This is a genomic window from Kosakonia sp. MUSA4, from assembly GCF_013085925.1.
GTDB lineage: Bacteria > Pseudomonadota > Gammaproteobacteria > Enterobacterales > Enterobacteriaceae > Kosakonia > Kosakonia sacchari_B.
Genome location: NZ_CP025697.1, coordinates 4298386 through 4320625 on the forward strand (window position 1 = coordinate 4298386; position 22240 = coordinate 4320625).

At 54.9% G+C, this 22240-nt stretch carries 12 protein-coding genes and 2 pseudogenes; 7 read left to right on the forward strand and 7 right to left on the reverse strand.

The window, feature by feature from the left end:
- Positions 1-59: 59 nt before the first annotated feature.
- The 3 genes and pseudogenes from C0557_RS20330 to C0557_RS27510 form a co-directional block, all read left to right on the forward strand.
- Entirely contained in the window at positions 60-815 is a 756-nt protein-coding gene (locus C0557_RS20330) for a hypothetical protein (RefSeq protein ID WP_208660566.1), read from the forward strand.
- 40 nt (positions 816-855) lie between these two features.
- The gene (locus C0557_RS20335; RefSeq protein WP_208660568.1) at positions 856-1212 is read left to right on the forward strand and encodes an acyl-CoA dehydrogenase; all 357 of its coding nucleotides are present in this window, start codon (positions 856-858) and stop codon (positions 1210-1212) included.
- Positions 1213-1287: 75 nt separating this feature from the next.
- Positions 1288-1702: pseudogene (locus C0557_RS27510) on the forward strand (IS3 family transposase); the annotation flags it as partial.
- Positions 1703-1751: 49 nt separating this feature from the next.
- Here the strand turns inward: C0557_RS27510 and C0557_RS20340 are convergent.
- The 3 genes from C0557_RS20340 to C0557_RS20350 form a co-directional block, all read right to left on the reverse strand.
- Entirely contained in the window at positions 1752-1952 is a 201-nt protein-coding gene (locus tag C0557_RS20340) for a hypothetical protein (protein ID WP_208660570.1), read from the reverse strand.
- A 3-nt stretch (positions 1953-1955) separates the two neighbouring features.
- Positions 1956-13280: a hemagglutinin repeat-containing protein gene (locus C0557_RS20345; protein ID WP_217273272.1), complete on the reverse strand. Its 11325-nt coding sequence runs from the start codon at positions 13278-13280 to the stop codon at positions 1956-1958.
- Positions 13281-13291: 11 nt separating this feature from the next.
- The gene (locus C0557_RS20350; RefSeq protein WP_208660572.1) at positions 13292-14974 is read right to left on the reverse strand and encodes a ShlB/FhaC/HecB family hemolysin secretion/activation protein; all 1683 of its coding nucleotides are present in this window, start codon (positions 14972-14974) and stop codon (positions 13292-13294) included.
- A gap of 918 nt (positions 14975-15892) precedes the next feature.
- On the opposite strand from C0557_RS20350, the gene C0557_RS20355 reads away from it, so the two are divergent.
- Positions 15893-16204, forward strand: coding sequence for a TA system toxin CbtA family protein (locus C0557_RS20355; RefSeq protein WP_208660574.1), 312 nt, complete (start codon positions 15893-15895; stop codon positions 16202-16204).
- Positions 16205-16276: 72 nt separating this feature from the next.
- Here C0557_RS20355 and C0557_RS20360 read toward each other — a convergent pair.
- Together C0557_RS20360 and C0557_RS27700 are read right to left on the reverse strand one after the other, a co-directional pair.
- A pseudogene (locus C0557_RS20360) lies at positions 16277-17088 on the reverse strand (IS66 family transposase); the annotation flags it as partial.
- Complete coding sequence (locus C0557_RS27700; protein WP_371813271.1) at positions 17061-17243, reverse strand: hypothetical protein; 183 nt, start codon at positions 17241-17243, stop codon at positions 17061-17063. The gene C0557_RS27700 and the pseudogene C0557_RS20360, both read right to left, overlap by 28 nt.
- Here C0557_RS27700 and C0557_RS20370 point away from each other — a divergent pair.
- Positions 17235-17867, forward strand: a complete 633-nt coding sequence (locus C0557_RS20370; protein WP_253073753.1) for a hypothetical protein — start codon at positions 17235-17237, stop codon at positions 17865-17867. The genes C0557_RS27700 and C0557_RS20370 overlap by 9 nt on opposite strands.
- A gap of 117 nt (positions 17868-17984) precedes the next feature.
- Here C0557_RS20370 and C0557_RS20375 read toward each other — a convergent pair whose 3' ends face one another.
- Both C0557_RS20375 and C0557_RS20380 read right to left on the reverse strand, forming a co-directional pair.
- Complete coding sequence (locus C0557_RS20375) at positions 17985-19070, reverse strand: protein finQ (RefSeq protein ID WP_208660579.1); 1086 nt, start codon at positions 19068-19070, stop codon at positions 17985-17987.
- 148 nt (positions 19071-19218) lie between these two features.
- Positions 19219-20115 (reverse strand): TIR domain-containing protein, encoded by an 897-nt coding sequence (locus tag C0557_RS20380; protein WP_208660581.1) that lies wholly within the window; start codon positions 20113-20115, stop codon positions 19219-19221.
- Positions 20116-20497: 382 nt separating this feature from the next.
- Here C0557_RS20380 and C0557_RS20385 point away from each other — a divergent pair, with 382 nt between their 5' ends.
- Positions 20498-21604 (forward strand): hypothetical protein, encoded by a 1107-nt coding sequence (locus C0557_RS20385; RefSeq protein ID WP_208660583.1) that lies wholly within the window; start codon positions 20498-20500, stop codon positions 21602-21604.
- Between the two features lie 165 nt (positions 21605-21769).
- Positions 21770-22231 (forward strand): HlyD family efflux transporter periplasmic adaptor subunit, encoded by a 462-nt coding sequence (locus C0557_RS20390; protein ID WP_208660585.1) that lies wholly within the window; start codon positions 21770-21772, stop codon positions 22229-22231.
- Positions 22232-22240 lie beyond the last annotated feature (9 nt).

Genomic DNA, 22240 nt, shown 5'->3' on the forward strand with positions numbered 1-22240 from the left:
CAATATACGTTACTGATTTACAGTCCGGCCAATAAAAAGACGCCAGCACCGGGGTTATCATGCATAACAAGAAAAGAAAATATAAACACCAGTCTTCTTTCTGGATGTATTTAAAAAGCTGTGGGTGTTACCGTATTAAACGCGGTAAGTTTACCGATGTATATGGTGATATAAGTTTCAACACAGAAGCAGGCAGAAGGCTGCGAATTCCTGCCAGTGTTAATTTTCATGGACAGGTCAGAATCACGCAGGCTAACAAATTATCGCCGAACATCACCTTCTTCAATGAATTTCACATTTTACCTCTCGCCATTGGTACAATTGATACCCACAAAGCTCCTCGTCTCTGTATTCCGGAAAGTACACGATTCATGTCCGGTGTTTTTCTCAATACGTTTCACGGAAGATGGCCGGAAAGCATCCATACCATTAAAGGCCATTTTTTCTGGACATACTCGTATATCAGGAAACTGCCGGAAGTATTTTCTGTTCATGAGGATATGAACCTCAGTGGTTCGGAAATTAAACAGTTTCCGAAAGAACTGACAGTGCGGCGTGATGCCATCATGCCCGGAATACAAACCAGAGGACTGCCTGACAGAATGAATCTGAGCCAGTCCCTGAGACTGTCATTTTCAACACCGGAAGTATTGCCTGCGGGACTGCGCATTCCGGGTGACCTCAGTATTAAAAATACCCGAATCAACCAGCTTCCTGATGGTCTCTGCGTTGGCGGAAACCTGAACATTGCAGGGACATCAATCAGCCTTATTCCTGAAACAGAATTTATCGGTGGTGAAATCTTTCGTGATTAACAATCACCAGTGGTGTTTATTTAAAACTAAGGAGAAATCAATGAAGAAAATGACTGCGGCTCTGATACTGATGCTAATGACGACAACCGTTAATGCTGCTGAATATGTTAAACCTGATGCCGGACTCAGCCTGACACCTCAGGGTGAAAATATGGCATTCAGCATTAACTCATCTTATGGAGATGCATCCGGGGTCTGTAATCTGGAAGGTGTTGCACAGCCACTCCCCGCCGGCAAAGGGCAGAAACACCGCTGGGGCTGGAAGGACAGCAACAGTCAGTGTGTTGCCGTTATCAGTGAAGACAAGAATGGTAAAATGAATGTCTCGACAAAAGGATGCGACGGTTACTGTGGTATGAATGCTGTGGGCTCTATGGATGGGCTCTATCACCGATAACCACTGACCTGCTCCCCGTTTATCAATATACCGTGATGTTAGTAATGTCTTCATCATGAAGGCAGGTCAATTACCATGAAGAAGCATTTTTCCGACAAACAGATCATCAGTATTTTTCACGAAGCTGAAGCCGGAGCCCCCGCCCATTAACTCTGTCGTAACTACGCCACCTCCATGGTATGGAGGTGGCAGAAATTAAGCGCCTTAAGGCACCCAAAGACGAGAATGCCAGGCTCAAGAAGTTGCTCGCTGAGTCGATGCTTGGCGGGGAGGACTTTCACGTAACCCCGGGCCGAAGGTACTGACGGCAGAGCAGAAACACGAAGCCGTAGTATTCATGTGTAAAGCGACGGGTTGATCGCAGCGCTGTGTCTGCAGGCTGACAGATTTGTCCCTGTCGGCCTGTAGTTATGAGGTGCAACGCGCCGTTGCTGATGCTCACCTAGCCGGACACATCACTGAACTGGCTCTGGAACGCAGGCGATTCGGTTAACTGATAGAATATCAATCACTTGCTGACATGACGTTCTGGATTTATTTCAATTAGCTACCTGGTCTAAAATACGACTCACCTCTGAAAGTAATGCACATGTATCTTCTTTTGTTGCTCCTATTCGAGTTTCAAACTCAATCATAGATATACCATTACAAATTTCATTTAAAGCTGAATTAAGGATCAATAAATCTTTTTCATCAATCGTCAATTGGACTTGTTTCCCGGAAATAGATATTACGTTCATTCATCACCTTAAATTATCAAAATATGCTCTACCATTGACTGGTCTAAAAGCCGTTCCACCATCAGACGCTTTCGGGTTACGTATTACAACAGTGTTTGTAGATTCATCCCAGTAAGCTGAACGTCCATTACTCAACATTTTACTGGATGTGGGGTTATTAACAACATTTTCAATATGTTGTGCAAATTGAGCCCTTGTTCTGATCCCCAACCCACTAAACTCTCCCTGCTGTAGAACATGCTTTTCAAAAGCATGCCCTCCCGCAATTTCTTTACCTATTAATTCAGAGTTTAAATTTTTTCCATTTGCAGAACTATGAGCTTCATTATTCCGTGCATCATCCTCATCCTCTGGCCCCCAGCCTCCAGGTGTTCCAGAACCAGCCCCACCATATTCAGCTTTTTCCTCATCCGTCAGGTTTCCTGCGACATTCGGTTTCGACTCCTGCTCCTCATTATCCGACGAGCACGCACGCCCAAATGTGCACTGGGTGGCTTTATCGATGGCCTGACCCAGTTCATTCAGTTTCTTCGTTAACCCCGATGCAGCGTCTTCTTTCGCTTTTGCTATCGCCACATCGCCTGGAGTGACACCATACGGAACAGGCCGCTCCTCATCACTCATCGCGTTGTTTTCAACCGTCGTTTTCCCGGCCTGTGCTGCTGCAACCGCATTTGCACCACTGTCTCCCGCCAGTGCACCCGCCAGCCCGGACGCCAAAGTCGCCAGCGCCGAAACGGTCTGTTTCTGTTCCTCACTCAGTTGACTGGTATCTTTTATGCCCCACGCTTCCAGGGCTATTATCCCGGTCAGTTCCCCCGTAGCCGCCCCGGCTGCCGCGCTGGCTGCATCTTTTCCGCTGGCTGCGGCCAGCGCGGCATTGACCACCGCGTGCGCCAGAACCCGCCCGGCAGGATCGGTTTCCGGGATTTTCGCAGCAATTTCGTTTGCAATATACGGCGCAGCAGCCCCGGCCAGCGCAGATTTGATATCGCCGCCCGCCAGTGCCTGTATCGCGGCGGTGGCTGCGGTGATGGCACGCTGGAGTGTGCTTCCCGTCCCAAAGTTTGCTTCTGCTGTCCGGCCCTCCTGATCGCTAATTTCCTCTGGCGTAGGATTGAGATTCCCNTTNCCGATCAGCGTTTCTTTTGCCGCCGCCAGTGCCGCCGGATCGCTCACAGCTTTCGCTTTAGCTATATCACCTTCCGTNCGGGCAATATCCGCCACCTGCGTGCCNATCTCGCTAATCATCTGCGCGGTTTGCAGGCGGCGTTGTTCTTTCTCCTTGTCGAAAATCTGATCGATGCTACCGTTGGCGTGCGCGGTGTCGCGGCTCAGCGTGNTCACATCCTGCTGCTGGNTGGCCTGGTCGCGGATCACAATCGCGCCGTCAGCCACCGCCGACTGCGTGGTGCCCTCCGCATGCCCCTTGCCGCCCGCACCGGCCAGCAGGGCATTCGCCATATTCCCGAGAACGTTACCCGGCACGCTGCCGCCGGTGCTGAACCCGGCACCCTGATGTTCCGTTTTGTAGTCGGCTTTGTTGTTGATATCGGAGAAGCCCAGCGTTCCGGTATCCAGCTTGTTTTTATCAGCATCCGCCTGACTGGCAATCACCGCGCCATCAAGCTGCGTATGATTACCGACGGTAATATCGAAGCCACCTTTGCCCGCGTAAATCCCGGTCTGCTCCTGCACCGAGTCGTAATTGCTGTCCATTTTGTCGCGGCTGTAGCTGAAACTGCCGCCCAGGCCGCCGCCACCAAAGGTATAACTCAGCCCGGCGCTGATGCTCTGCTGTTTGCTGTTGTAGTTATTGCTGTCCTGCTGGCTGCTCAGCGTCAGGTTGCGCCCAATATCCGCCGTCACCTTATCGCCATTCACCTGCGCACCCTGCAACAGGGTGTCGCGGCCGCTTGTCAGATCGACATTCTGTCCGGCATCCAGCGTGGTCTCATTCCATGAGGTACCGTTGCCTTTCTCGTTCCCCTTCGAGGCGTTTCCGCTGGCCGACACCATAAACCCGGCACCGTTTTTCCCGGCGACAATCCCGACACCAATCGAGCCACCTTTGCTGGAGTTGCTGCCGCTGGTTTGTTGCGTGCTGGCCGCGCCGCCAAGAGAGATATCCATGGCCGCCGCCAGCGTGATGTCTTTCCCGGCTTTTAGCTGGCTACCTGATATCGCAATATCGCCGCTGTTGGTCGCATTTCCTTTGCCGTTAGCGGTTACGCTCAGGCTATCTCCTGCATTCAGCGAGCTGCCAAATGCCGTGTCCTGCTCTGAATGGGAAGTGGATTTCGACGACTGCCCGCCGATAGAAACCATCACACCAAATGAGCCGTTCTTCGTGGCATCATCCGTGCCGGCTTTCGCCGCTGCCAGCCGTGAAGCCTGCGAGGCCTGAATACCGGAGAGCACAGCTTTGGTGCCCTGCAATGCCGCAAGGCGACCATCACTCTGATCTTTTGCCGCCATCGCCGTGGATGCTGCGGTGTTCACCACATCGCCCACCGCGCCGGAGAGCGCCAGTGTCAGACCGCTGCTTTTCTGCTCGAAGGTCTGGTCGGTGGTGCGTTTGTCATGGCCGGGATCGATAACCACACTGTCGCCGCTCAGGGCGAGATCTTTTTTGGCGATCACGTCAGAACCACCAATATGCAGCGCGTCGCCTGCCGAGATCGTCACATCCCCGCCATTGCTGCCGACAGTACTCATGCTCTGGCTCTGGGTGGTGCCTTTCTCTTTCAGATCCTGTTTAGTTTTACTGCTGCCGATGGTAAAACCGATGCCGCCGGAGCCCATCAGGCCGCTCTTTTTCTTCTCTTTAAACTGCCAGTTCGAGTCGGTGTTGGTGGCGGCTGTGATGTCCACGTTATGCGCCGCACTGAGCGTCACATCGCCATCGCCCACCACGGAGGAGCCTTTCACCAGCAGGTCATTACCGGATTTCACCGTCACGTTATCACCGCTCAGCAACGTGCCGGATTCGCGCGTGGCACTCTGCTCGGAGATGGTGTGAGTGGTGGTTTTTTTCAGGAAACCTTTTTTGGTTTTGGTCTCTTCCTTGTAGTGGTAATCGCTCTCGGTGGCGGTCGTCAGGTTCACATCGCGCCCGGCCTGTACGCCAATATCGCCTTGCGCCGTCACCTGCGCCGCTTCGGCATTCATATCGCGTCCGGCGATAATAGTGGTGTCGGTGCCGCTGGCAATCTCGGTGCCCTGCTGGCGGACCTGCTCGTTAATGACCGTTTTCTTGCTGGCTTTGTAGCTGTCGCCCTGGGTGGTGGCTTCCGCCAGCAGATTGACATCGCGTCCTGCCTGCATGCCGACCTGCTGCTCTGCCGCCAGCCCGGCGGCCTGCGAATTGATGTCCCGGCCTGCCGTCAACAACAGATTGTCGCCGGCACTGACCGTGGTGCGATCAACACCGGTACTGTGGTTTTCACTTTTGCCGCTGCGGCTGGCGTTGCTGGTCTGCTGCGCATCGAGGTTCAGATCGTTGCCTGCCGACAACTTTGCCGATTTCCCGGCGCTGACATTGCTGGCGCTGAGCGTCAGATCGTTGCCCGCCTGCATCGCCAGATTGCCGCCTGCGGTGATGCTGCTGCCCTGGTAACCGACGGTGGAGCGGCTGGTATCCGTGAGATTGCGGAAACCGGACTGGCTGTAAGCCTCATTTTTCTGGATGGCATTAACGGCGAGATTGCCGCCAGCGTCCATCAACAGAGCGCCGCCCGCTGAGGCCGTCGCGCCGGTAAAAGTGATGTCCTTGCCCGCCACCAGCGACAAGCCATCCGTCGCGGTAATGCTGGCGATGCTGCCGAGCGTGGTGTCCCTGATGCTGACCGAACCCGGTTTACTCTGCGTGTTAAGCGCAAATTGATCGGCCAGCGTCAGGTTATTGATGCTGCCGTCCACGCTCTCCAGCGCCACGGTTTTACCGCTGATGGTGGAACTGATGTTGCTGATATCGCCAATGGCGCTGAGATCAACATTGCCGCCCGCTTTCAGCAGCGCATCATTGCTGTTGGTTATCTGCCCGCTACTGTTGACGCTGAGATCGTTACGCGCCAGCAGCGTGCTGCCGCTGTTAGTAACATTGCCGCCGTCAAGGCTGACATTGTTCCCGGCGATCACGCTGCCGTTGTTCACCGCGACGTCTTTCGGCGACAGGTAGAGTTTGGGGATCATCACCGTCTCACCGTTAATCGTCGCACTCTCCCACCACAAAATACTGTGGTCGAGGGAAGCGATTTGCTCAGCGGTGAGCGCCACGCCGAACGACAGCCCAAGCGACTGCTGTGCGCTGGCGGCGTTATCCATCAGATACTGCATTTGCGCGAGATCGGAACCCATACCGTTCAGGTAGCGGCTGCCGGTCTGGTTCAGCAGCGCATTGCTGACATAGCGCGTGTCGAACGCCGCATCGCCGAGGAACCGGTAGTCATAATCGGGGTTCAGGTTGAGGCGGCCTGACATATACGACGAACCGAGGAACTGTGTCTCACTGGTATACGTCGGACTGGTTTCGCGCGGCGCGGCGGCCGGGGTGATGCCAAGTAGCTTATTCAGATCGCCAAACAGTGCCGGATCAAGCTGCCCCAGGCCGTCGAGTTTCGGGTTCACGGTGATGAGATAGGGGCTTTTCGGGTTATCCGTAACCACAAAATAACCGTTATTGCCGGTCGGCAGCGGGTAAGCGCTGGTGTCGACGGTTTTGCCCTGTTGCGGTGTCGTGCCGGTGTTTTTCAGCGCTGCCGTGGTCACGCCTGCGCTGGCCAGACTGCCGGTATTGCCCAGGCTGGCATTGCCTTTCTGCTGGCTGCCCGGCGTTGCCAGCGCCGCGCCGGATGCCGCGCCGTTATCAAGCCCGCTGCCGCCGTTAATCTGTTGCAGCGCATTTTGCAGTTGATCCTGCCACTGCGGGGAGTTCACCGCGACCGGCCCTGCGGCCAGCGCCTGTTTCGCCACGCTACCGCCGATACCCTGATTGCTCAGGGTATTCAGTGACGGGGCAGTGATGGTACCTGTAACACCACCAGTGTGCGCCGTGGTGTTTGTATTACTGATATTGTTGCTGAAACTGGCAGCGACATTGCCGCCCGCCTGAATGACAGCGCGGTAAATTTCTCCGGCTGTAAATGCTGATTCATGCCCCACCAACTGGAAAGGAATATTATTATCTTTGACGGTGGGATGCAGTGAGCTGTTCGCCGGGTCAATCGTTGCTGTTGTCGGTTTATTACTAGTACCATATTGATAAACAACGTAATCATAGCTCGTCCCTGCCTGCCAGCTCTGGTTATTCAACTGGCTGCCAGACAGCGCAATATTGCCACTGGCAAGAATGTTGCTGGCCTGATTGTCGAGGTTGTTTGCCTGTAATTGCAGATTCCTTGCTGAAGAGATACGTGCTGCACCGCCGTTTGCCACAACATTCACATCCGTTTGTGAAAGTGCAAACTTCTGCGTGGTGTACTCCTTGAAGGGAGCGTAATGGTAAGTTGTAACATGGTTGTAGTTACATGCGCCGTGTCCATTACATGAACCGACCTGAATGACAGCCTCTGTAGTGTAATAACCCCATGTCCCGTCAGGCATCATCGTGTAAGGAACATCCAGTGTTGCATTACCCAATCCTGCCAGGGTCGTATTCGGAGTCGTTGTTTGCGTAACGTTCAGCCCATCACGGGTATTCAGCAGATGCCCGGTCTTAATGGTGATATCGCCGTTTCGCGTTTCGATACTGCCGGAGGTGTTGATCACCTCGCTGTTGGCATTCCCCGCCGCGTCGCGTTGCAGCACCAGATTGTTACCCGCCAGCATATCGCCGCGCTGGTTGGTGATGCTGCTGGCATACAGCGCCAGGTTGTTCGCCGCATACAGCAGCGCGGTGTTGATGATGGCACCCGGTGCGTTCAGCGTCAGGCTGCCGGGCGTCCCGGCAAAGCCGTTCGCCGTAATGTTGCCCCGGCTCACCAGCGCCACATCGCCGCCGCCCTGAATCGCACTGTTGCCGTTCAGCACGATATTGCTGCCACTTAAGGTGCTGGCCCCGCTACCGGTGGCGATTTGCCCGTTGTTGGTCAACTGGCCGCCCGCGCTGAGATTCACCGCCTGGCCCTGCATCACGCTCTGGTTATCGATCGCCCCGTTGCTGGAAACAGTCAGGGTTTTGCCCGCCGCCAGCGTGGTTTTGCCGGTAAAGGCACTGGCCAGTTGCAGCGTCAGGTTACCGAGCGCCACCACCTGCCCCAGCGCATTCAGCCCGCCCGCGCCGACAAACAGATCGCCGCCGCTGAACAGCTTGCCGCTGGCGGACTGATCCACCTGCGAGGCATTCAGCGTCAGCTGGTTTGTGCCGAGCAGTGTGCCGTTGTTGGTGAGCTGGCGATAATTCAGCGTCAGGTTATCCGCCTGCGTCATCCCCTGGTTGGTGAAGGTGTCACCGGTGAGGGTCATCTGCCCGGCCAGCAGCGTGCCGCTGCCGTTGTTGTTTGTCGCATTCAGTATCAGGTTGCTGGCCTGTAACCAGCCCGCGCCGCTGTATTGTGGCGTGGTGAGCGTCAGTTGCCCGCCGGAGAGCAGCTTGCCCTCGTTGAGCGCCTGCGCGGTCGCATCGACACGGGTTTCACCCGCCCCCTGCAGCAGCCCATAGTTAAGCAGTTGCGGCGTGGTCAGGGTCAGCGTGCCCGCGCTTACCGTCTGCGCACCGCTGCGGTTGGTCAGCGTCGCGGCGGCAAGCGTGACATCACCGCCCTGCACGTTACCGGCGTTATCGAGTGAAGCCGCCGACAGGTTCAGCGCCCCGTTACTGGCAAGCGTCGCGCTGCTCTGCTGGGTGATATCTCCGCTCAGCGTGGCGGTCAGGCCGTCGCTACCGCTGATGGCTCCNCTGTTATTCAGCGTCCCGCCGCTGAGCGTCAGGTTTTTCGCCGCCCACTGCCCGTTGTTGGTCAGCGATAAGGCCTGCAGTGCGGCCGTGCCCATGGCGGTGATTTTGCTGCCTGCGGCGGAATTCAGGTCGCCGGTAAGCCGGAAGTTCAGCGCCCCGGCGCTCTGCACGGCGCCGCTGTTATCCAGCGACTGCGCTGCCAGCAGGATGCTGTTGCCCTGCCAGGTACCCGCGTTATTCACCGTACCGGCGGTGATATCCAGCGCACCCTGCGTCAGTAACGAACCGGTGTTAATCAGCGCCAGTTGCGGCGTTGCCATCGCCATCCGCGCCTGCAATGCCGCGGTTGCCTGGCGGTTATCCAGCGTCAGGCTGTTAAGCCCGGTGAGCGCACCACGGTTAGTGATGCCCGCTTCGTGCGCCGTCAGCGTGTTGCCCTGTACGGTGCCGTTATTGGTGAGTTGCTGTCCGCGCAGGGTGATATCCCCGGCGCTTAACAGCTGGCCGTCATTGTTCAGCGTCTGCGCGGCGAGCGTCATCGCCCCCTGGCTTTGCAGCGCGCCCGGCAGATTCAGGGTGTTGCCGACAGTGGCCGTTAAATCGCCCTGGCTCAGCAACGTGCCGCCAAGCGTCCAGTTATCCGCTGTCACGCTGACCTGCCCGCCCTGTAAGGTGCCCTGCGTGGACAGTTGTCCGGCGTTCAGTGTGAAATCGCCGCCGCTCAGCGTGCGCGAACCGCTGGCGGTGGTGAGGGTGTCCGCATGCAGCGTCAGGCCGTGCGTGCCCTGCCACAGCCCGCCATTGCTGAGCGTGGTGGCATCGAGCGCCAGCGTATCGCCGCTGATGCGCCCGCTGCCGGAGAGGCTGTCAGCGTGGATATCTGTCACGCCGCCGCTGACCAGTTGACCGTTGTTAGTCACCGCGCCGCTGTGGATGCCGGTCAGGCCATGCAGGCCGTTGACGATCCCGGTGTTATCCAGCGTGTCGCCGCGCAGCGTGATCGTATCGCCCTGCACTGTTCCGTCGTTGTTCAGGTTACCGTTGAGCGTCAGCGCGCCGCCGGACAGCCAGCGGCCGCCCGCCGTGTTCGCAATATTATCCGCCGTGGCCTGCATCTGCTGCGTGCCCTGCATCAGCCCGTTGTTGGTGATGCGGGTGCCCGTCAGCGCCAGCGTATCGGCAACGAGGTTACCGCTGTTGGCAAGCTGGTCCGCCTGTAACGTGGCATGGTTATGCGCCATCAGCGTGCCGCTGTTGTCGAAGCTGCCGGTGGTGACATCCAGCGCGCCGGTTTCCAGGTTGCCGCCGTTGATCAGCGTATTGCCGGTCAGCGTCAGGCCATCCTGTACATACAGCAGCCCCTGATTGTTGAAGCTATCAAGATTCAGGTTCAGCCCGCTGCCGCTCACTACCTGGCCGTTGCCGCCATTAAGCAAATGTTGCGTGGTGATGGTCAGGCTGTCGTTACCCTGCAGAATGCCGTTGCTGGCGATATCCGGCGCAGTCACAGTGAGATCTTTTGCTGCCAGTTTACCGTCGTTGGTCAGTTGCGCGGTGCTGATGGCGGCCCCGCCCTGGCTCAGCATCTGCCCCTGGTTATCAAACGAATGGCCAAGCGTGACGTTCAGGGAATCCTGCGCCTGCACCGTACCGCCGTTGCGCCAGCTGTCGGCTGTAGCGGTCAGGTTGCGCCCCTGCATCCGCCCCTGATTGTCGAGCGTGGTGCCCTGTAATGTCAGGCTGCCGCCGCTGAGCATTTGTCCGTCTGCCGTGCCGGTAAAGGAGGTGCCCTGCCAGTTCAGCCCGTCCGTCCCCTGAATCAGGCCGCTGTTACGTAAATCACCGTGCAGCGCCAGCACTTTCGCCATCAGCGTGCCGCTGATGTTGCTGTTATCTGCGACCAGCGTCATCGCCTGTTGGCTGACCACGCTGCCCTGATTATTCAGCGAGCCGCTGACCGTGGCATTCAGCCCGTTTTGCCCGAGCGCCGTGCCGCTGTTCAGCCATTCGCCGGTCGCCAGATCGAGCGTGCCGCCCTGCATCTGTCCGGCGTTGCTGAGACGATCGTTTTTCAGCGTGACCGCGCCGTTACTCAGCAGCAGGCCATTCTGCTGGTTGGTCAGTGTGCTGCCCGTGGCGGTCAGCAGGCTGGTGCCCTGCAGCGTGCCGCTGTTGGTGATGTCAGTGCTGTTGAGCGTCAGGTTTTTCGCAGCCAGCAGGCCGCTGTTGATCAGCGCCTGCCCGCTGAGATCCAGTGAATTCCCGCCCGCCAGCGTTCCACTGTTGTTGGTGTTCTGTGTCTGCAGCGTCAGGGCATCATTACCCTGTAGGGTTCCTGCGTTATCGAGGTTATCAGCCGTCACGCCGGTGGTGTTGGCTGCCACCAGCCCATTGTTGCGAATGCTGCCTGCTGCGAGGGTTAACTGCCCGTCCGCCAGCAGACGGCCGTTGTTACCCAGGCTGTGGTAATCGCTGAACAGGTTAACGCCATTCAGTTCGCCATCGCTGGTCAGCGCATCGCCGTGCAGATACAGATCACCATCGGTGGTGATCAGGCCGCCGTTGTTCAATTGCGGGATGGTAAGCGTCAGGTCTTTCGCAGAGTAGAGTGTGCCGCCAGCGAGGTTATCAAGCAGCCCGGTGCGCAGGTTCAGCGCCTGCGTGCCCTGCAACAGGCCGCTGTTGCTGATGTGGCTACTGTCGAGATCCAGCGTATCCGCCACCAGCGTACCGCTGTTGGTGAGGCTTTCCGGCGCGGTGAGCGTAATACGGCTCGCCGCTGATTTACCGCCGTGGTTCAGCGTTTTCGCCGTCACACTCAGCGTACCTTTTGCTGCCTGAGTACCGTTCAGCGTGGCGTCACTGGCCGCCAGTGTCATATCGCCGCCGCTTTGCAGTTGCGCATTCTGCCAGGTCTGCATGCTGCCTGCGGTAACCGTCAGTGCGCCATCGGCATTCACCTGCCCGGAAAAATCCGCCGCGCCCTGTGCCGTCAGCGTGACATCACCTTTGCCGGTAATGACAGAATTTGCCCCGCCGGTCAGCGTTCCGGCATCCACGCTCAGTGCGCCACTGGCGGCCAGCGTACCGTTGTTCTGCACGTTATCGCCGGTAATTCCCAGCGTCTGCCCCTGCAACGTGCCGCTGTTATTCACTGTGCTGGCGCTGGCAGTCAGCCCGCCTTTTGCCGCCACCGTTCCCCGGTTATCCAGTTGAACAGCGGCGATCTGCGCGTCGCCGCCAGTGGTCAGTTGCCCCTGCTGGGTGAGGGTCTGCGCCTTCAGCGTGGCATTGCCTGCTGCATTGGCCTGGGTGGAAGCATCGCTGGTGAGCTGTTTCCCGCCAAGCGACATGTCGCCGCCGCTGGTGAGCGAACTGCCTGCAAGGGTGGTGTTGCCCGCGCCGCCAAGCGTCAGTTTGCCGTCGGCGGCCAGCGTGGCGTGATTCAGCGCTACATCCTGCGCGGCGGTGACTGCGATATCGCCGCCCGCTTTGTGGCTGCCGCTCAGGGTGACGCTGTCGCCTTTCGCCGTCAGCGAGCCGCTGGCAATACTTTCTTTCACCACCATTTTGCCGTTCGCATCAAGCGTGATATCGCCCTGGCGTGCCGTCAGGTTGCCAAGGTTAACGCCGACGCCTTTCTCGGTGGACACCAGGTGAATGCGGTTGGCATACATGCCGCCGAGCGCGCCGGTATCGACTGCCACCACCGGGGCTGCGCCCTCGCCGGCAATCGCTGTCGCTTTTCCGCTGGCATCCACCCGGTTGGCCCCGGTGGTCACGGTTAAGTCCTTCGCATGAATGGCGGCGTTCACTTCGGTGGCGCGGGAAATCAGCGCCAGCGCATCGCTGCCGCTGGCGTTCAGCCCCTGCCCTTCCACGGTGATGGTGCCTCTGGTCACTTCCAGTGCGGAGAGATTGCCCGCCGCATCGAATTGCGGTTTACCGGTCGTCAGGGTGGCGTTCGGCGTGTTGATAAACCCACAGCCGTTACAGGTGATGCCGTACGGGTTGGCGACCATCACATTCGCCGCTTTACCCGCCACTTCGGTATAACCCTGCAACTGCGATCGGCTGCCGCCGGTCACTTCGTTGATAATGCCCTTCGCTTCCTGCCCGGCCTTCAGGTTCGGGTTGTTCTGGATAAGCCCGCCAAGCTGCGTCTGCGTCAGTTGCCCGGTGGCGTTATTAAGGATCAGCCCCTCGCTGCCGACGTTGTAGTCATGAAACTGATTGTGTGAGATGCCCGCCCCGTTCGGCGTGGCGATATTGACCACCGGCACGCCGTTGCCCGCTTTATCCATGCTGGCGCCACCTGTCGGCGTGATGGCCGCAGCAAACGCGGGGGCTACCGGCTGCCAGACCAGCAGGCTGATAATCAACCAGCTGACAGCACGCTGGGAAAAACGAACCGGTTTGTCAGTCTTCATCGTCCTGATCCTTAAAACGTGACAGCAACGCGCCAGTTAACACTGACGTGATCGGGGGCGAGCCAGTCGGGGTAATGCAGCGGCGTGCCAACGGAGATCTGGCTGGCGAACCAGCGTCCGGCGCTGCCAAGCCCAGCTGACGCACCCCACAGCGTGCCGGAGGCGTAGCGATCGAGCCGGTCTTTTTCCAGCCAGCCGCCATCCACCGCCGCCGTGGCGCTGATCTGTCCGAACAGTGGCACAGTGAACAGCACGTAGTTGAGTTCGTTGCGCCAGTAACCGCCGTTGTCGCCGGAGAGGTATTGCTCTTTAAAACCGCGCACGGAGCTTTCGCCGCCGAGCGTCAGGCGTTCGCTGCCGTAGAGCCTGTCCGGCGACCACTGCGCATACAGGCTGGTGAGCCAGACGATGTCGGCGCTGAACGGGCGCTGGAAGCTGGCGCTCAGGCTCCCTTTGCGGAACTGCGCGCGGGGTTCATCGCCACTTTTGCCTTCGTCGGTTTCCGCGTTAAACCACGGCATACCGTGGCTGAATGTCGGGTTGAAGGTCGCCACGCCGCCCACTATTTTCTGCGTATGGCTGATGCCCAGTTGCAGGCTGGAGAGATTGCGCGTGCTGCTGACCAGCGGCGCGTCGTTGAGCCAGTTGCGCGAGGAACGCTGTGTGATTCCGGCGGTAAATGCGGTTTTGATATTGCCGTTGCGGAACACCACCCACGAACCGTTCAGGCGGTGCGTTCGGGTGTCGCCGGTGGAGATCCACGGAAAGCCCTGATTGATGAGGGTGGTACGGTAGTTGCTCCATGCATAGCTGTAATCGAGCAGGCCGTAACCGTACGGTATGCTGAACCCGGCCTGAAAATTTTGCGCGTCATAGCCGGTGGCAAAATCGCTGCTGCGCCCGCCGCTTACCCGCCACTGTTCCGCCAGCCCCAGCAAATTACTGGCGGTCAGCGAACCATTTAATTGATCGTCACCGGTACTTTTCTGCCCGCTGTTATCCAGCGAAACCGAAGCACTTAACGGAAATTCCGGCGTGGCGGTTAAATTCACGCTGGAATAACCCGGTTCACTGTCGGGGACGATATCGATCTGCACCGGTTCGCGCCGCAGACGATTTATTTGCTCCATCCCCTGTTCGATATCCCGCAGATTAAGGATTTTCCCTTCCAGACCGGGGAAAACCATTTTCAGCATGCGCGGGGAACCGCCCTCCAGGTGGATATGGCGTAATTTTCCTTCCAGCACAACAATACGCAATTCACCGTGTGATAAATCCTGTTCGGTAAGAAACGCGCGGCTGGTAATATATCCCCGGCTGATATACCAGTCAGAAATGGCGGCGGTGAGTTGCGTTATTTTCGCCATATCCAGACAGCGGTTCAGCCACGGCGCAGTTAATGTCTGCTGTGCACCAGCGCTGATAAGTGTGGTACCGGAAAGGGTGATGGTATGAATGGTGAAACAGGGGCCGGCCGGCGGAGAGGCAGGCGTGCTCTGGCCTGCGCGCGGCAGCGGGGTGCTGCGGTCCAGCTCGTCGCGCTGCTGCTGGCTCTGGCGCAGCAGCTGTTCCTGTTGCTGGCGAACGGCGTCACGATCCGCCGGAGATAATGGCGCCGCCTGTGCCGTAAACGCCAGCAATAATAAAAAGGCCGAATTACGAATATAATTCAACGATGAAATAATCCCTGTCATAAATTAATGATGACTGATGAAATTTATTTTTAATTTGTATTATTGATAATGTTACGCAGTACAGAAAATAACAACAATTAAAACAATTTAAAAATAGTTATTACATTCAAAAGTTTCACTTTAGGGGATGATTTTATATTTCGCTTATCTCATTTTTTGAAAATCAGTCTTGGCGAGATGTGCTATTTTCCTGCCAGAATAATAATTAACAGCGTGAAAACGCACCGGGAAGCGTTACCATTTTCTGCTGTTGAAATTGTGTCTTACCGGCAGCCATAAGCAGGAAGGGGGCGTAGCGAGACAACCCGTTGCCCGGCACCGGGCAAAACAGCCTGCCAACAGAAGCCACGTGCAAAGCTCACGCGTGCAGAAAAATCCACGACGTATATATACGCATTCAGACAGCGGTATTTTCACCACACAGCAACAGACCTCACAGCCAGTTCCCTGCCCTTCATTCCATCACGATCTGTAAAAACGATCGGTTATCGTATTTTAATAGGTAAAACAAATTAATCGTATTTTATTGATCGTTTTTATTGATTGATAATAACGATCAATAGCCAGTGATTGATCTGCATTAACGATTTTACAGCGATGTCTGTTCCTGAAAGGATCCCCTGTATCCGGACGATGTGGGGCTGCACATTCAATATTTTCGGGCGTGTACAACGCCTGAACTTTCGCTGCTTTTACGCCTTGTAAACCGCGGACTGAAAGGGCTGAAGAACAGGGACCGGATGATAAAGGATGAAGGGAACTCCGGTTAAAGATGCACGGGAAGGTTTGCCTGACAACCGCGATGAAAGCCCCCGGAACAACGATTATCTGCGGGCTAAAGGAAGCCAGGAACTTTTTCCTGGGTAAAGCCTCATGCCCCCTGATATTTCGGGGCGTTAATAATAAAAAGATGACACTATGAAAAATGATCCTGTAAACCCGGTACCATCCGGACCCGCATCTGTCGATGAGACAGATGCCTGGCAACGGTTATTATCCTGTCTGCTTGAACAGCACTTTGGGCTGAAGCTCGCCGATACGCCCTTCACTGATCGCGAAGTGATCAGGGAATATATCGAAGCCGGCATACCGCTTACAGATGCTGTAAATTTTATGGTGGATCGCTTAGGGCTGGTCCGGATTAGTGGTACCCCTTATCACTGGCAGGAACAGACATCGTATATCAGTGCCATGGATATACTGGAGGCGATGAGGGCTATGGATATGTAAGCTGAATTTTCTTTTCAGATCTCCGGGCTGCCGTTCATACGTAAGCGCTCCGTGAAGGACGTGGAGTAAACATTAGTTTACAGAGAGAGTGACGTTCCAGGGCAACAGCTCTTTCACGCGGTTGGCAGGCCTGGTATTGATGACGCTGATCACGTGACGCAACCAGGCTTCCGGCTCGATGTCGTTGAGTTTACAGCTGCCGAGCAGGCTGTACATCACCGCTGCGCTGTCGCCACCACCATCAGAGCCGAAGAACATGTAGTTACGGCGTCCCGGCGCCACCACCCGGAGAGCGTTTTCGCACAGGTTATTGTCGATCTCCACCCAGCCATTGCGACAGTATTCGTTCAGGGCATCCCGTTGTTTCAGCAGGTATGCGAACGCTTTCGCCGTATCTGAGTGACGCGACAGCGTGCACATCTGCTGTTGTATCCAGTCGTACAGCGACTGCATCAGCGGAACGCTTCTGGCTTTTCTGGCAGTCAGTCGCTCTTCTGCCGGACTGCCGCGGATCTCCGATTCGATGGCGTATAGCGCCCCGATACGACTGAGCGCTTCTGTTGTTACTGTCGTTGGATGGCGGACATGTACATCGTGGATCTTGCGCCGGGCATGCGCCATACAGGCCGCTTCGGTTACCCGCCCACTTTCATAGAGGGCGTTATAACCCGCGTACGCATCGGCCTGCAGGATACCGCTGTAGTCCGCCAGATGTCGCTGCGGGTGGATACCTTTGCGGTCGGGTGAGTATGAGAACCATACTGCTGCCGGCATAGTTGAGCCGGCGTTGCGATCGTCACGAACATAGACCCACAGCCGCCGGTTCGGGTTTTACCCTGACCGTGCTTCAGTACGTTCACCGGCGTATCGTCTGCATGCACTTTATGCGCTTTTCTGCCTGCGAGATCTTCTTTTCTATCTTCTCGCGGTGTTTCTCGCTGCTGCGGCCGAACAACATTCTTTGCAGTTTAGAGACCAGCGCCCTGAGTGAGTCGATCTCGCGGGCAACCGACCTTACTAACTGATTATTGTGTTTAATACTGGGGGCAGGTCAGTACGCCTTGGTTTAAGTAACCCAACGCTAGTAACAACAACGCCTCCAGTCTTTTCCCATGATGATATTATTGCTGCAACAACATTTTCGACATGGGAAAATGTTTTTCTGGAAGCCTTACATACAGATAATAACTCGGAAAAAAACAATTATCTCTGGCCAAATTCACTTCCAAAAGCCTTGAGAAGACTAAGTGAAATTGACCATAAGCCCATAGAAGCTCGCCGAACGCTGCTGAATTTGCTCAAGGAAATTCGTGATTACCGCAATAGGCTTTTTCACCATGACTGTATATGGATCAAAATTAAAACCGTCGACAAACAGACCGCAATTGAATCTATTCGTGAGAAAATCAACTTAATAGAGAAGATTATTACCTCAATCAGCCCGGTAACTAATCGTGCGTTGAATGCATGGGGAATGTATGCAAATGCACGCCGGGTCTGTTCTATTGCAGAACTTTCCGTTTACACAAATCTAAACTACCAGGTTCCAAATATCACCACCCCAGGGCTTCTTGGCCAACTACTGCATCAGACTAATGGTGGAAAAGAATTTGTGCCGATTATGGTACAGAATGAGGCCTGTATTTTTTATAAGTTGAGATGACGGTTAATAAAGTGTCGTCTGTAGGGCTTCTGCATCTCATATTTCACTCCCTGCAAACCATCAAGATTTGTGGGGCAGGGAGGCATCCTGTGCTGACTCTGCCTGCCAGCCATCAGCTCACTTCTCAAGAGGTGTGATCACAACAGGTAAGCCATCCACATCCTCTGAGTTCACTGGTACCGGGGGCAACCACTTTAATTTTGGTTTACGCTCATGGGCCAGTTCCGGCTTTCTGCTTCCCGTCCAGTATGTGTGCCAGTGTCCCCGGCGTATATGAGGACGTTTGCTGCTCGTTGTTGCTGGTCGGGTTTCTCCAGCCGTTTCTGACTGGCGAAATTGTCGTATGGCCTGCCCCATACGGATACCCACATCCCATTCCCTGATGACTGTTGCCGGCGATTCATGATCCAGCTGAACCAGCCTTTTATTCTTCTGCGGACGTTTGAGTGGACTGATTTCCCTGATGTCATTTATCTGTGAACAGATATAAAGCACCATTGATAGCTGCGCGTTAAGAAGATTAAATTCTCTCTCCCTGAAATCCTTGATTTCTTCGTTAACAGTCACAACAACTTCACCGTCGATGCATTCCATCGTCCGTGAATCGATAAGCCCTTCACGAGAGTCCTTTATTCGGATGATATTGCCGACGACATCAACGTCTTTTTCTTTCAGGCCAGAAATTCCCTGGCCTTGTTTCAGATCATCAATAATGAAAAGGCGGATAATATTCCCGTCATTATTATAAAGCGGATAAAAGAAGAAGCCATTTATTGGATAGGAAGTGGGTAGTTCAGTATGCAGATCTTCGGCAGAAACATAAATACTCCATGCGGGGAGCTCCTTGAGAACCTGAGCCGGGATGTTATCAACATAGGTACTGGCCACATCGCTGATAATATCATCGCTCAGTCGGTAAATTTTCTTTGTATAGCGCCAGTATATAAAACTCAGAATACTGTATGGTGATAATTTGTTTTTCTGAAAAAGACATTCTATTTTTGCGGCCTGTTTTTCATCTTTATACTGACGCTGAAGGAGATTCATTAGTATTCTTTCTTCATCCTTCCTGTCGATGAATACTAATGGGTTATCACTACGCCTTTTCTTTCGGCATGAAAAAAGTTGGTCTTCAAGGCCAGGGATCGCGCTGATAGCGTTCTCTATCTTTTTCAGAAAACCTGGTTGTTTTAACTGCGGCATATCCCTCTCCTTATGGTGTCCTTTAAATACTTGAAATAATAATATCGGGGTTCTGTACCGGAACCACCGAAATTTCCGGCACTACGAATTAGTCGATTTTTGAAGCACGTTTGGTATGTGCTGACGTGTACATTCAGAGTACTCACCATCAGCTCAGTGCCTTTAACTCTTCGGCTAACGCATATTTCCAGTCGTCATCAATGCTGATGTAAAGAACACCATCCAGGTCACTGGGTGCTGCTACCTCCGGATCCTTCAGTGCCATGACTTTTTCCTGACCGAGTGTGGCCAGCAGAAAACCATGTTCAAAAACTACGTTCTGTCGGGCACGTGGCTGGTCTACATTTTCGGACCGGGATTTTCCAGTATCACAGGCTGTATACAGCACCACCGCAAAATCCACATCTTTCGTTAGCGTCACCAGTTTATCGATGATCGTGCGGGTTCCCCCGATACGTTGCTCATGGAAGATGATGGATTCAAACCCTTGTTGATCAACCAGTCTGGCAACTTTTAATTTAAGTTCGTCATCATGGCCATGCACGATGAAAACTTTTTTCTTTCTCTCAGGGGACGGAAGTACTGGCTGGTAATGCGACGGATCCGGCGTCTGATTATTGTCCGGAGATCTGACAACAGAAGAGCCCTCTGTCTGTCGTTCTGCCTGAGGAGAAAATGCCCCTGATGGCTGGATAAACCAGGGTGAAAGTTCCGACGTCCGCACAGATTTTTCTTCGTGTGCAGGGGGGGAGGATAAGCAGGAGAGAATTTTCATTTTTTCCTGCTGAAAAAAGTCCCGCCGAAGTTTCCATGTTCCAGTCCCGCTTCCTCGTTCCATTTTCACGTGCGCCAGCACACTGGCCGGTGTGTTGGAGGCGGTGATCCAAAGCGGGAGCTGGAGACCGTCAGTATTCATCAGCTGGCTGCGCAATTCCTGGTATTCAAATTGGTAACTATCCGGCTTACTGGCACCGTTGGTAGTAATTGCTGAGCAAAGAGCCATGAAAGCGGTAACATGTTCAATGACTGTATCTTTATTTTCCATCAGATTGATCCCGAAGAGGTTTAATCAATGCTGTTACTATCCTTCACAGCCCAATTATTTGCAATTTGTTACATGATTCAATGTCCATTTTTAGGGGGTAGTTTGGACAAGGGAAATTTCCTACGCTACGGCTATTTTTAACCAGGGATTTGGCAGCAGAAACCTGGATTTAAATGCAGCCAGTAATGGCAGGGTTTATCACACAAACGACAGGTTGCCTGTCAGGTAGGCAAGTCGCTTACCGTTGTGTGTCAACTCTGTATAGGGGGCAGCGGCAGACTTGGTACCGTCTGGAAAGCGTGGCTGTGAGCTGAGGCGCTTTGCCGAGCGACGGCTCAATAATGATCGCCTCTCTTGTATTTTTTTCTGTGGGGAATGAGGTATGCGTCATAAAACAGGGATCTGGAAACGGATTGCGACTGAGGGCAAAGCGACAGGCAACAGCCGCGCCCTGCGCGCCCTCTGCCGGGAAATGGGGGTGGAAGCGTTAAAACAGGCCCCGGTGGTGGGGACGATTTTCGAATCCGGCGTTAAGCTCATCCGGCTTCTGGCTGACGTAGAACAGGAGGCGTGCCAAGAGAGGATTGAACAGTACATCCAGGGGATCCTTAAAGCTACCCGGGGAGAAATGGACGATGACCTGACGCGAATGCGGAACAACATGCTGGCCATTATGCGTAAAATGCTGCAGGACGATGATGCCACCAAAACCCGGTTTTACGTTCGCCTCACCGTCAGTCTGGCGGAAAGTGAGCTCGATCATGATACACGACTGCACTTCATCCGGATGGTCAGTGCCCTGACACACTATCAGATCAGGTATGCCCGCGAGTTTGTATTGCGTACAACGAAGCATCTTTGCGGCTATGTCTCGCAGGAGGAGGCCGAACTGGCGCTGACCACCCGCGACGACGGTCAGTCTCTCCAGGCCCTGAACACGCTCATCAGCTGGGGACTGCTGAAAACGGTACGGGAGACTCCCGTGGCCGGGCCACCACCCCCGAGCCGCTTTGAATCCACGGCCGACATGGAAACGCTGCTGCGGTTTATGTATGACGAGGACGACATGTTGCCTGAAAATATCGACTGTACGGCAAAGACGCACGTGGATGTGCTCATCACCCCCGATCTTTGTGCAATGAACCATCTGTATGCCACCTTTCTGCCAAAGCTCCTGGAGGAAAAGGGACTGACCGTATACGTCGCGGGTAAAGCAGAGGAGTTTCGCACAACGCATACGGCCCGACGGTATATCCGGCTCCAGGCCAGTAATGACAACGACAGGAAAGAGTTTATCAATATCTATATCCTGAGGTTACCCGACTGGAAAGTGCCGGTGGGCAATCCCGACCGCACGGTACGAGTAGAGAAAAACCTTTTCTATCTGGACGAAAAGCCTTTCAGCCCCAAACCGGACCCGAAAAAATTACGCCAGGTGCTGACCGAGGTCGCTGGTATCGTTTCTGTCATGATTGCCCAGAGCGTCTGAAGGCGACGCAAGAGTATCGGAAACCGAACGGATCAGAATGGCGTGTCATCCCAGTCATAGGGGCTAGCGTCGCTCAGGTCGTCCGGCCTCTTTTGCCGGGCTGAACCGTAAGAGAACTGACGCCTTGTCACCGTTTCAGATCCATACTTAAAGCGGACCCTCTGGATGTCGTGGACGGTGACCGGAACACAGGTAAGTCAGGGTTCTCCTCTGTTGACTGTTATTGATTCAGAGCGTCTCCAGGTACTGACCCAGGTGGATGAATCCGATCTTTACCTGTTGCGTGAAGGCATGCCGGTATTGATCACCGGGGAAGGTTTCAGCGGACAAATTTTGTCCGGGAAAATAAGCACAGTGGCAGTACAGAGTAATACTGTCAGTTCACCGGATTCCTCCTCCCGTTATGATGTGGTGGTTTCTGTTAACTTCCGCCAGTATCAAAACACGCAAATGATACGGCTGGGGATGAGCGCCCGTGTTGCGGTTATACTTTACAAAAATGAGCACGGAATTGCGGTGCCCCCCAATCCCTGCATTCGCGTGAAAATGGCACCGTCTGGGTTAACTACCGCCCTGTACTGGATAAGCCTGTCACCAGGGTTAATGTTGTTCCCGGGCCGGCTGTGACGCAGGGGA